The organism is Dyadobacter diqingensis (assembly GCF_024220585.1).
Taxonomy (GTDB): Bacteria; Bacteroidota; Bacteroidia; order Cytophagales; family Spirosomataceae; genus Dyadobacter; species Dyadobacter diqingensis.
This window is the reverse complement of the sequence record NZ_JAMXKF010000003.1, coordinates 490,294-501,802: the sequence shown is the minus strand read 5'-3', so window position 1 is coordinate 501,802 and position 11,509 is coordinate 490,294. Positions and strand designations below refer to the sequence as shown.

At 43.9% G+C, this 11,509-nt stretch carries 10 protein-coding genes and 1 riboswitch; of the genes, 6 read left to right on the top strand and 4 right to left on the bottom strand.

Features of this window, described 5'->3' with window-relative positions:
* Nucleotides 1-92: 92 nt before the first annotated feature.
* The 4 genes from M1L62_RS11285 to rocD form a co-directional block, all read right to left on the bottom strand.
* On the bottom strand, nucleotides 93-1,619 hold the full coding sequence (locus M1L62_RS11285; RefSeq protein WP_254413135.1) for a GH3 auxin-responsive promoter family protein: 1,527 nt from the start codon (nucleotides 1,617-1,619) through the stop codon (nucleotides 93-95).
* A 112-nt stretch (nucleotides 1,620-1,731) separates the two neighbouring features.
* Nucleotides 1,732-1,986: a GlsB/YeaQ/YmgE family stress response membrane protein gene (locus M1L62_RS11280; RefSeq protein WP_254413134.1), complete on the bottom strand. Its 255-nt coding sequence runs from the start codon at nucleotides 1,984-1,986 to the stop codon at nucleotides 1,732-1,734.
* Nucleotides 1,987-2,156: 170 nt separating this feature from the next.
* Complete coding sequence (locus M1L62_RS11275) at nucleotides 2,157-3,548, bottom strand: S41 family peptidase (protein WP_254413133.1); 1,392 nt, start codon at nucleotides 3,546-3,548, stop codon at nucleotides 2,157-2,159.
* A gap of 9 nt (nucleotides 3,549-3,557) precedes the next feature.
* Entirely contained in the window at nucleotides 3,558-4,829 is a 1,272-nt protein-coding gene (gene rocD, locus M1L62_RS11270) for an ornithine--oxo-acid transaminase (RefSeq protein WP_254413132.1), read from the bottom strand.
* A gap of 332 nt (nucleotides 4,830-5,161) precedes the next feature.
* On the opposite strand from rocD, the gene M1L62_RS11265 reads away from it, so the two are divergent.
* From M1L62_RS11265 to M1L62_RS11235, 6 genes are all read left to right on the top strand, one after another.
* Entirely contained in the window at nucleotides 5,162-5,893 is a 732-nt protein-coding gene (locus M1L62_RS11265; RefSeq protein ID WP_254413131.1) for a phytanoyl-CoA dioxygenase family protein, read from the top strand.
* A gap of 33 nt (nucleotides 5,894-5,926) precedes the next feature.
* Nucleotides 5,927-6,400 carry a YciI family protein gene (locus tag M1L62_RS11260; protein ID WP_254413130.1) on the top strand — a complete coding sequence of 158 codons (474 nt, stop codon included), beginning with the start codon at nucleotides 5,927-5,929 and terminating at the stop codon, nucleotides 6,398-6,400.
* A 23-nt stretch (nucleotides 6,401-6,423) separates the two neighbouring features.
* Entirely contained in the window at nucleotides 6,424-6,921 is a 498-nt protein-coding gene (locus M1L62_RS11255; RefSeq protein ID WP_254413129.1) for a GNAT family N-acetyltransferase, read from the top strand.
* A gap of 54 nt (nucleotides 6,922-6,975) precedes the next feature.
* Nucleotides 6,976-7,704 carry a hypothetical protein gene (locus M1L62_RS11250; RefSeq protein ID WP_254413128.1) on the top strand — a complete coding sequence of 243 codons (729 nt, stop codon included), beginning with the start codon at nucleotides 6,976-6,978 and terminating at the stop codon, nucleotides 7,702-7,704.
* A 42-nt stretch (nucleotides 7,705-7,746) separates the two neighbouring features.
* Nucleotides 7,747-8,541, top strand: coding sequence for a DUF1801 domain-containing protein (locus M1L62_RS29560; RefSeq protein WP_310589967.1), 795 nt, complete (start codon nucleotides 7,747-7,749; stop codon nucleotides 8,539-8,541).
* Nucleotides 8,542-8,792: 251 nt separating this feature from the next.
* Nucleotides 8,793-8,888: riboswitch (TPP riboswitch) on the top strand.
* Nucleotides 8,889-9,016: 128 nt separating this feature from the next.
* The gene (locus M1L62_RS11235; RefSeq protein ID WP_254413127.1) at nucleotides 9,017-11,476 is read left to right on the top strand and encodes a TonB-dependent receptor; all 2,460 of its coding nucleotides are present in this window, start codon (nucleotides 9,017-9,019) and stop codon (nucleotides 11,474-11,476) included.
* The last annotated feature ends 33 nt before the right edge of the window (nucleotides 11,477-11,509 follow it).

The following is an 11,509-nucleotide window of genomic DNA, read 5'->3' as shown; positions in this document are numbered from 1 at the left end:
TTGGCTTTTAGGCGTCAGCTTTTAGCTGCCGACCCCGTACGAATAATGTAAAAGTATAATATAGATTTAGTTAGTGCAGATTTGGCTAATCGCTAAGAGCCAACAGCTAACAGCTCCAACAAATCGTCGAGATAAACTCTGTCGTTACTTAGTCTGGGCACCTTATTTTGTCCGCCCAGCTTGTTCCTTTTCCCCATCCAGTTGTAGAAGGTATTGGCAGGCGCAAAATGCACTACCGGAGGCAACAGGGCCATATCTTTATATCGTTTCGCGTCGTAATCTGAATTCACCTCCCTTAGCGTTTCATCCAGTATCCGGCAAAATTCGGCGCGGTTATCAGGTTCTGTTGTAAATTCGATAATCCACTCGTGACAGCCACGCGAGCCATCTCCCATGTAAACGGGGCCGGCTGTATAATTGGCCACCAGCGCACCGGTACTTTGTGCGGCCACTTTTATCGCATGATCTGCATTTTCAACGATGACCTCTTCGCCAAAAGCATTGATAAAATGTTTTGTCCTTCCGCTTACTTTTAAACGGAACGGATATTTCGATGTGAATTTCACCGTATCCCCAATGAGATAACGCCATAACCCGGCGTTGGTAGAAATCACCAGTGCGTAGTTTTTACCAACTTCAACCTCGTCCAGTAAAAGCGCTTTCGGATGAGGTTTCCCAACTTCCTCGACAGGCAAAAACTCATAAAATATCCCATAATCCAGCATCAGCAGCATTTCTCCCACTTTGGAAAGATCGTCCTGAATAGCAAAAAAGCCCTCAGAAGCGCTGTAAGTTTCCAGATAGGTTACCTGCTCCGAAGGGAAATATTTTTTCGTAAATAAATCGCGGTAAGGTTCAAAGGAAACTGCGCCATGAATAAAAACTTCAAAATCCGGCCAAACTTCCAGCATGTTACTTTTGCCAGTCAACTCAAGAATCTGATCCAATAAAACAATCGTCCACGTTGGAACGCCTAAGATACTGGTTACATTTTCCTGTGAACAAATGGAAGCCATTTTTTCAAGCTTGGTTTCCCAATGATCCATCAGCGCGACTTCCAGCGGCGGCGTCCGCATAAATTCGCCCCAGGCCGGAAGATTTTGCATGATCACAGCCGATACATCACCAACCTGTGTGTAATCATCAAATGGATTGGCGTACAAAGTTCCCCCGATTGACAACCCCTTGCCATCAAAAACCCTCGTTTCCGGTCTGTTCTGAATCAAAAGCGTCATCATATCCTTGCCACCTTCATAGTGGCATTCTTCCAGGGCTTCGGGAGAAACGGGTAAAAATTTGCTGCGTGCATTGGTAGTTCCCGACGATTTCGAAAACCATTCAATCTGCGAAGGCCACAACACGTTGGGCTCGCCTTTCAGCACCCGCTCAATGTAAGGATACAATTCCTCGTATGAAGAAACCGGGACCTGATCCTGAAATTCTTTAATGGACTTTATCTGACCATAATTATATTTCGTCCCCCATTCTGTATACCGGGCCGTCTCGATAAGTTCGGAAAATATACGTTGCTGGGTTTCAATGGGGTTGTTCATAAACTGCTCGATTCTTTCAAAGCGCCGCCTCAAAAACCAAACAGTCATATTATTTACCAGCTTCATATTAATCAGGTTGTTGATATAAATTCGTTTCAGGAATTTGTCAAAAATAACAAAATAAATGGAGAGGGAATAAGATTGCAACCTTATTCCCTCTCCATTTCAGCAAAACAGACTAGGCCTTCGTACTAAATTTTCTATATAAAAACAGCAGTAACACAGCGCCTAAAATGGCTATAAAAAGGCTTCCCAAATTGAAGCCGTCTACGGTTCCAAATCCTAAAAGAGAGGATATCCAGCCACCAACTACGGCTCCGGCTATCCCGATCAATATTGTTACAATAAAACCTCCCGGATCTTTTCCCGGATGTAATGCTTTGGCGATTGCGCCGGCTACTAATCCTACGATAATCCAAGCCAAAATTCCCATAGTGTACTCTGTTTATAGTGTTAGAAAATTAGATACTCCTCTAATATTATAAAAAGTATACCGCATCCGGAAATTTTGATAAAAATATCCTAAAAAGATGTTTCTGTCAGTCACGTATTCAAGGCTGAAACCGGCAACTTAACTGATTCCCAGATAAAAGAATCCGTAAATTATTTATCAAAAAACATATTACTTCCACCAGCTTTTCGCTCGATTGTGGACGTCAGATCCTCAACAAATCCGGCGGTGCGAAGTTGATCCGCCTTTTGCCTCACATGTGGTGTGCCGGTAATTGTCTCCAATGCCGACGCAAGCAGGGGGTCTTTTGTATTGCCATACGGATAAAGTCTCAACCCCTCGCGCACTTCCTTATCCGGCGTAAAACCTTTGTAATATTCCGACTGCTTCAAACTGTTGAAAGATCTGGTCACAATCGGTTGCAAACCCCACTTTACCTTCCCCGACTTATCACTCAGCGTAATAGAACCCACATTTTTACCAACCGTTTTATCGCCAATCAACGTGACTTTCATAAAGGGTTTCAGGCCGTTTACAAGCAATTCACTGGCAGACGCCGTGCGTGAAGACGTGAGAATGACGAGATTATTCAGATTGGCACCAATACTCTGGCTTTTGGAGGTAAATTTTTCGTAGAAATAATCTTTTCCATACTGTTTTTCCAAAACAGGTGTCACGGTCTTGTTGTATTCTTTCGAATAAAAAATATCGTTTGTCGTGATGCCCTTCCCTATCAAACTCGCCAGATTGGTAGCTGAACTTACATATCCACCCGGGTTATAGCGCAGATCCAGCACCAGGGAATTTACATTTTTAGCTTTAAAGGAAGCAAAAACCTTATCCAGTTTCTGATCGTACTCTTTGGCATCACTATTATTTTTACTCGGGATAAACTGATGGTACACGACATAGCCAATGGTATTGCTGCCATACTGAAATGTGGTATCGTAAAAAACCGGGTCTTCCTGAAATTCTATCGGCGTTACATCCCGTTTTGTCGTCGTTTCAACGATGGAGTCTTTATCATTAAGCGCGCCTAACGTAAATTTTTTGGCGTTGTTGGAATAAACCAGATCAGAATAATTGGATGCAGTCAGCTGCTTGTCGTCAATCCGGGTAATGATGTCGCCTCTTTTGAAACCTGCCTTTTCCGCAGGAGAACCCGGCAGCGTATAAGTTACCAGTCCGACGATGTTCGTGCCGCCGGTTGGATAATAAAACAGCCTGAATTCCATTCCTGTTGTTTTTGAAACGCCGCTGAGCTCTGCTTTTAAAGCTTCCGCATCACTTTCGATCCAGGAAAAACGGTCTCCATCCGGCCGCGCCGTTGCATCGTACTTATAAAGCAGCGAATTAAAAAGCGCCTCTGGTTTCAGGGTCAGATCAGGGTTAGCCGGCAGTTTATCATTCCAGTAATACCATGTTTTCATCTGACCAACGATCCAGTTACTCGTTTCCAGATCAGTAGCCGGATCCACATTTTTATCCCGACATGCAGTCAGAAATCCCGTAATCACAAACAGCAAGAATAGACCCTTTTTCATTCCGTTGATTTAGTTTGTTGTCAAAAACACTTCTTCAATGATATCACAAGCGGCATTCATTTGTTCTTCAGTAATCACCAGCGGAGGCGCAAAGCGGATCTTGTTTCCATGCGTGGGTTTACACAAAAGCCCTTTGTCCATCATTTTGTAACACAGATTCATGGCAGTCGGGCTTTCTTCCGTGTCGTTGATTACAATCGCATTCAAAAGTCCTTTGCCTCTTACTAACGATATCAGGCTACATTTCTGCTGTAAATCCGAAATTCTTTTACGAAACAGCTGTCCCATGATTTCAGCATTGTCCGCCAGATTTTCGTCCTCTACAACCTGTAACGCGGCAATCGTAACGGCACATGCCAGCGGATTTCCTCCGTATGTCGACCCATGTTCACCGGGTGCGATGGTCAGCATAATCTCGTCATTGGCAAAGGCTGCGGAAACCGGCATTGTCCCACCGGATAGCGCTTTTCCAAGCACCAGAATATCCGGTTTTACATTTTCCCAGTCACATGCCAGTCTTTTTCCCGTACGGCCTATCCCCGTCTGAACTTCATCCGCAATAAATAAAACGTTGTATCGAGTACATAAATCACGCACACCTTTCAGATAACCTTCTTTTGGAACCACTACTCCCGCCTCGCCCTGAATCGGCTCTACCATAAAGCCAGCGATATCCGGGTCATTCTTAAACGTATTTTCAAGCGCCTCAAGATCATCGTAGGGGATGATAATATAGCCAGGCAAAAACGGACCATAGTCATCCGTACTTGACGGATCGGTCGACGAGGAGATAGCTGCCAGCGTACGCCCCCAGAAATTGCCGGACGCATAAACTGTTTTTGCCTTACCCGGCGCAATACCTTTCACTTTATATGCCCACTTCCGGGTTAATTTCAAGGCCGTTTCACCTCCTTCAACACCCGAATTCATCATCAGCACCTTATCATATCCAAAATATTCGCACAGAAACTTCTCACACTCACCAAGTTTGTCGCTGTAAAAAGCACGGGAAGTCAGGGTCAGCTTTTGAGCCTGTTCGATCATCGCACCGACAATCTTCGGATGGCAATGCCCCTGACTTACCGCACTGTATGCCGATAAAAAATCAAGGTACTGTTTTCCTTCCACATCCCATACATACACACCAGAGCCTTTGGAGAGCACTACGGGCATCGGTTTGTAATTATGCGCACCGTATTTCCCTTCCAATTCCATTGCATGCTGCGTTGCTTCAAGACCGGGTCTCGTTAGACCAGCCACCGTGTCTGTATAGTTTGCCATTATATGTACGTTTAAGCAGATTCATTCGATTTTAATATTGTAAAAATACAGAAATTGAGTGTTTTTAACGCAGATAATCATCTAACAATAGAAAACAGTCTCGCTTAGTCAGCCAATAGTTTATACAGATACCTTTACGAGCCGATTTGTTCCCCTGAATGAAGGCAATTATAACTTTAACAAGGATCTATACAATCCGCCAGTAGACTTGATACGAGGAAATATTAAAAAATCAAACGAATATTTGTAAGTTCCGACCTATCATATTAAATCCCCCGTACTTGTTAACCACTAAAATGAACCTTCCCCAATATTAAATCCCAGCCGATTTTATGACAATAAATTTTGACCTCGCAGACGATATTGCCACCGATGGTTTTGCTATTGTTAACGATGTTTTCGGGAATGACGAAATTGCAGATTTGATTAAAGAGATTTCAAAAGCCGATCAAACGAAATCAACTTTCAGAAAATCCAGCGATTTGTTTGCTATCAGACAATTCCTGAAAGAAATTCCTACATTAACCGACAAGATTTTCAACAATAATTTAAAGCATATCATCACCCATTTCTTCGGCGACGATTTCTTTATTGTAAAGTCAATTTATTTTGACAAACCGGGCAGCTCAAACTGGTTTGTGCCGTATCACCAGGATCTGACCATTTCCGTTGATCAAAAACGGGACACCAAGGGATACGGACCATGGACAGTAAAGCAAAATCAATTCTCGGTGCAACCGCCGTTAGAAATTTTGCAGGATATTTTTACGATCCGAATCCATCTGGACGACACGAACATGGATAACGGTGCTCTAAAAGTGATTCCTCAATCACATCTGAAAGGAATTTACAAAGCTGAAACAATTGATTGGAACGTTGAGACTGAAACGATTTGTAACGTGCAAAAAGGCGGGATCATGTTTATGAAACCACTGCTTTTACACGCATCGAGCCGAACCACGAATAATCAGAAAAGACGTGTTATCCATATCGAGTTCAGCAGAAGTCAGCTGGCCGATAATTTAAGCTGGGCGGAGCTGATGTATACGAATCTTAATCAGTAAATTGTCTTTGTTTACATCCAAAATGACGTATCCATGAACAGAATTTACACCCGATTCCTGAAGGCGATTGCTTTCATACTGCTCCTCGCCATCCAGGCCAAAGCCCAAACCGCCAATCCCGCATACAACAAAACATTGGCGGACTCACTGGGGGCTGATGAGTATGGTATGAAACAATATGTACTGGTCATTTTAAAAACAGGCAGCAACAAAATTGCGGATAAGCAAAAAGTCGATAGTCTTTTTCGGGGCCATATGGGCAATATCAATCGACTTGCCACCGCAGGAAAACTCGTAGTAGCCGGGCCGATGAAGAAAAACGATAAGGCTTATCGCGGGATTTTCATCCTGAATGTTAAAACCATCGAGGAAGCGAACGGCCTGCTCGATACTGATCCGGCTATCAAAGAAAAATTACTAGAAGCCGAAACCTTTATCTGGTATGGTTCTGCTGCCTTGCCAACCTATCTGCCAAATCATGAAAAGGTGGAAAAAATCAAAATCTGAGATTCAGGATATTTGTTCGCATTATGGAATACCGGTATAGAATTGCGACCGATGAAGATATCAACGGTCTTCAAAAACTCGGCTTAAATGCCTACGGTCAGTTCAAAGAAATTTTAACGGATGAAAACTGGATCAAACTACATACTTTTCTGACTAGCGAGAACACATATCCCGACCTGCTTTCAAAATCAGTATGTTATGTTTGCGAAACTGGTCAGGATATTGTCGGCATGGCGTTTTTCATTTCGAATGGAAATCCGACAGATATTTTCCAGTCCGATTGGTCCTATGTCAGAATGGTTGGCGTCCATACGGATTTTGGCGGCAAAGGCATAGGAAAGACGCTGATGCAAAAGTGCATTGAGCAGGCCAGGGAAACGGGCGAAAAAATGATCGCATTACACACGTCCGAGTTTATGGATGCAGCACGGCACATCTACGAAAACATGGGTTTCAGACAAGTCCGAGAACTGGAAACCAGGCTTGGAAAAATCTATTGGCTTTATCTGCTGGAATTGTGATATATTTCCGGTTCATTCTGCGTTTCCGGATTAGAGAAAATAACGATTTGCTATATGAGGTCAGTCTGTAAATATTCAACCCTGCTCTTAATTTTTCTGTTTCCGCTGACATCCGCTTTTTCTCAAAAAGTACAGATCCAGATTGTAAGTCCCCGCGAGCTCAAAGGTCGCAAAGCCATTCTTTTAACCCGTGAAAAAGGCTTTGCCGCGCTTGTTCATTCCATAAAACTTAACTCGGATGTTTTTAATCTTGAAATAGACCGCGATCTGGTGCCGGATCTTTATCAGCTGCATGTTTCCCAAATCAAAGGCTCATTGCTGTTTTTCCTCGAACCGGGCATTAAAATTACCCTGGACACGACAGATTTATCCCATTCAAAAGTAGTAAATTCGAAAAGTACGCAGGAATGGAAGCAGTTCGAGCAGGACATCCAGCAACCATCAGACAGGCGCATGGAACAGTATGCGGCGGGAGAAAAACGTGCGCGTAAAACAAAAAATGCAGATAGTCTTAATTACTGGGTTGACAAACAATCCTTTGAAAAAGAAGATCTTGTCAGGCAAAGTGGTGAATTTATTGCCGAAAATCTGGATTCTTACGTGAGCCTGTATTTGCTAAAAATCAACTGGTATGCGTTTCAGGGGAAAGGGATATTCGAGCAGTTGAACAGCCGTATGGCCGGACATAAAACGTATACCTTTTTAAAGGAAAGAAATAAAAAACTGGCAAAAGCGGAAACTACGGAACCGCAACACCTTAAAGCTGCCAACAAGGTTAAATAAAATCAAACTTCGGTCATTTCCCAGGCATAATTTTACACAGCTATGACAAAGAAAAATCCAGATGTTGATAACTATATCGCAGGTTTTCCCGAAGCAACGCAGAAACTGCTGGAAGAAATGCGGCAAACGCTCCACCAGGCAGCACCGGATGCAGAAGAAAAAATCGGCTACGGAATTCCTACACTGACATTACATGGAAATCTGGTGCACTTCGCCGGTTATAAAAACCACATTGGCTTTTACCCCGCTCCACGCGGACTCGAAGCTTTCAAAGAAGAACTTTCGGGTTATAAGGGTGCAAAAGGCTCCGTTCAGTTCCCCCTGGATCAACCATTACCATTGGATCTGATCACGCGCATCACAAAATTCAGAATTGAAGAAAACCTGGCCAAAGCCGAAACCAAGACAAAAAAGAAACCGGCCTCTCCCAAACCCAACAAGCTTTCTGACCAGGAACAGGTTACGCAGCACATTCAGCAACTTGAACCCGAGTTGGGCAAAATTATTGAAACCATCAGGCAGATAATGCTTGGTATCGACAAAGAGATCGGAGAACATATCAAATGGAATAACCCGACTTTTTATTATACCGGAGCTATCAAACCGTTTGATCCAAAAGAGTACAAAAGGGAGATTGTGGTGATGAACCTGTACAAAGGACGGATCATGCTCGTTTTCCCGAGCGGTGCCAAAATCGGCGATAACTCCGGTTTCCTGGAAGGCGACTACAAAGACGGCAGGAGAACGGTTATTTTTAAGGATCCGGATGATGTGAAGTCCAGAAAAGGGCAACTGGAAGATGTCGTAAAAAAGTGGCTGACATTGGTGGAAAAATAACACGAACTGACGGTTTCCGACGCGCTAACAACTACTAACCCAAGGCTTCAGCCTTGGGAGCACAGGCCTAAGACAGAGTACCAGGCTTTAGCCACACGACCCGCTATCACTGCTTCCATGGCTAAGGCCTCAGATGAATCACCTTCCTGGTCCAAGGCTAAGGCCTTGGATTAATTGAGCCAGTCTATTCCCTGCACCCAATAAACAACCTTCCCCTTGCTTCCCCACCCCAAACCCCTTACCTTTGTCCCATAATCTCAAAGGGGTGCCCTACCTAACGGGCTGAGATCATACCCATATTACCTGATCCGGATAATGCCGGCGTAGGAAGAGAAAGCTACAAGCAGGATTAGCGAAAATCACATCCATAATCGACTGATTTTCAGACTTACCGGAAAAGCTGAATCGAATAACCATTTTTATTGAACCAAAGGATAGGCGGCCCCTTGCCTGTTCGTAACAACTAATGATCGCAATGCGAAAAGTTACGACCTGTCTTTTAACACTCGTTATCAGCACATTGATGAGCATATCTGTTTTTGCTCAGAAAACATTAACCGGCCAGATTACCGACCGAGAAGATGGAAAACCATTACCCGGCGCTACCATCAGGGCCGGAGAAATTCGCGGTACCACCACGGATGCGAATGGAAAATTTGTTCTCCGCAATATTTCAGACAACATAACAGCGCTTGAAATATCCTACATCGGATACCAGACCATCAAACTGGGCCCTGATGACTTAAAAACAGAAAATCCCCTTGACATTAAGCTGCAAAAAAGCACTTTTCAGGCCGATGAAGTGATCGTGAATACCACCCGTGTAACAGACAAAACGGGAATGGCTTATACCAACGTCAATGCGGAAGCGCTTAAAAAACAGAATCTTGGCCAGGATCTTCCGGTACTTTTAAATTTTACACCTTCGCTGGTCAGCACCAGTGATGCGGGCGGCGGGGTTGGTTATACGGGTATCCGGATTCGCGGAACGGATGCGACACGGATTAATGTCACCGTAAACGGGATACCTTACAACGATGCCGAAAGCCAGGGTGTGTTCTGGGTTAATATGCCTGATCTGGCTTCTTCCGTCAACAGCATCCAGATTCAGCGCGGGGTTGGGACATCAACAAACGGTGCAGGAGCTTTTGGCGCAACGGTTAACATCAGCACCAATGCCTTCCGCAAAGAGGCATACGCCGAACTTAATAATTCGTATGGATCTTTTAATACATTCAAAAACACGATAAAAATAGGCAGCGGACTGGTGAAGGACAAATTCACTTTTGATGCCCGTCTGTCACGCGTTTCCTCGGATGGGTATGTTGACCGGGCCTCTTCCGAGTTGCATTCCTATTATTTATCCGGAGCCTATTTTGGCGGAAAAAGTTTTGTGCGGGTGAATGTATTTTCAGGAAAGGAGAAAACGTATCAGTCCTGGAATGGCGTACCCGAGGCGAAACTTCGTGGCGACAGGGAAGGTATTTTATCCTACATCAACAGAAACGTGCTGGATGAAAAAGATGCTGACAATCTGATTAATTCAGACAACCGGACTTACAATTCATACACGTATAAAAACGAGGTTGATAATTATCGTCAGGATCACTACCAGATCGTTTCCTCGCACACCCTGAGTAATAAACTCACGCTGAACCTGAATGGATTCCTTGTCCGCGGATTGGGATATTACGAGCAATATCGGAAAAATAATAAATTCAGTGCGTACAACCTGCCGAACGTGGTCATTGGAGGTGATACAGTAACACGCACCGATCTGATCCGTCGCAGGTGGCTGGACAATTATTTTTACGGCTCCACTTTTTCTCTGGACTATAACAGCTTCAAAAAGTTAACGGCAAGCGTCGGCGGCGGATATAACGAATATCACGGTGATCATTATGGCGAGATTATCTGGGCCAGAAATGCAGGAGCGACAGAGAACGGACAGCGTTATTATTTCAACAAGGGTATTAAAAAAGATTTCAACCTATATGGTAAACTTTACTATCAATTCACAGAAAAACTGAATGCTTTTGGCGATCTGCAATACCGCCGGGTAAGTCATAAGATCAATGGGATGGACAATGATCTGGTCTCGTTTGACTTTGATCAGTCCTATTCTTTTGTAAACCCGAAGGCCGGTATTACCTATCAGCTCGCACCGCAAAGCTCCGTTTATGCTTCTTATAGTGTAGGGAACAAGGAGCCAAACCGCGATGATTTCACGGCATCGACCACCCGGCTTTTTCCAAAAAGCGAAAGGCTCAATAACGTGGAAGCAGGTTTCCGCATGCAAAAAGGAATATGGGGAATTTCTGCGAATTATTACCTGATGCATTACAAAAACCAGCTGGTGTTAACCGGGCAGATCAATGACGTCGGGAATGCGATACGGGTGAATGTTCCGAAAAGCTACCGGACGGGCATTGAACTGGAAGGTGCCGTTGCCTTTAATTCTCACCTGAAATGGAATGCAAACGCGACTTTCAGCCAGAATAAGATTGCCAATTTCACCGAATATGTCGTCAACTATGATACCGGTGATTATGACCTGATTAACCATGGAAAATCTGATATTTCATTTTCACCGAATGTCATTGCCGGAAACCAGTTTACCTACAGTCCGCAGAAAAATCTTGAATTTGCGTTGCTGACCAAATACGTAGGAAAACAATATCTGGATAACACCTCGAACGAAAGTCGCAGACTGGATGCTTACTTGACCAACGATATCCGCCTGACCTGGACCATCAAGCCGAGCTGGGCAAAAGAAATTACGCTGAATTTCCTGCTGAACAACGTCCTTAATGAGCGTTACGAATCAAATGGATATACCTACGGCTATATTTCAGAAAAAACGCTGATACAGGAAAACTTCTACTTCCCGCAAGCCGGAAGTAATTTTCTGGTGGGCTTAAATTTCCATTTCTAGCCTCAAAAACCTGATTAACAAAAACGAGAGCGT

Bases quoted from the DNA above. Each gene is read 5' to 3' on its own strand.
- M1L62_RS11285 (WP_254413135.1), bottom strand. From the start codon at position 1,619: ATGAAGCTGGTAAATAATATGACTGTTTGGTTTTTGAGGCGGCGCTTT.
- M1L62_RS11280 (WP_254413134.1), bottom strand. From the start codon at position 1,986: ATGGGAATTTTGGCTTGGATTATCGTAGGATTAGTAGCCGGCGCAATC.
- M1L62_RS11275 (WP_254413133.1), bottom strand. From the start codon at position 3,548: ATGAAAAAGGGTCTATTCTTGCTGTTTGTGATTACGGGATTTCTGACT.
- rocD (WP_254413132.1), bottom strand. From the start codon at position 4,829: ATGGCAAACTATACAGACACGGTGGCTGGTCTAACGAGACCCGGTCTT.
- M1L62_RS11265 (WP_254413131.1), top strand. From the start codon at position 5,162: ATGACAATAAATTTTGACCTCGCAGACGATATTGCCACCGATGGTTTT.
- M1L62_RS11260 (WP_254413130.1), top strand. From the start codon at position 5,927: ATGAACAGAATTTACACCCGATTCCTGAAGGCGATTGCTTTCATACTG.
- M1L62_RS11255 (WP_254413129.1), top strand. From the start codon at position 6,424: ATGGAATACCGGTATAGAATTGCGACCGATGAAGATATCAACGGTCTT.
- M1L62_RS11250 (WP_254413128.1), top strand. From the start codon at position 6,976: ATGAGGTCAGTCTGTAAATATTCAACCCTGCTCTTAATTTTTCTGTTT.
- M1L62_RS29560 (WP_310589967.1), top strand. From the start codon at position 7,747: ATGACAAAGAAAAATCCAGATGTTGATAACTATATCGCAGGTTTTCCC.
- M1L62_RS11235 (WP_254413127.1), top strand. From the start codon at position 9,017: ATGCGAAAAGTTACGACCTGTCTTTTAACACTCGTTATCAGCACATTG.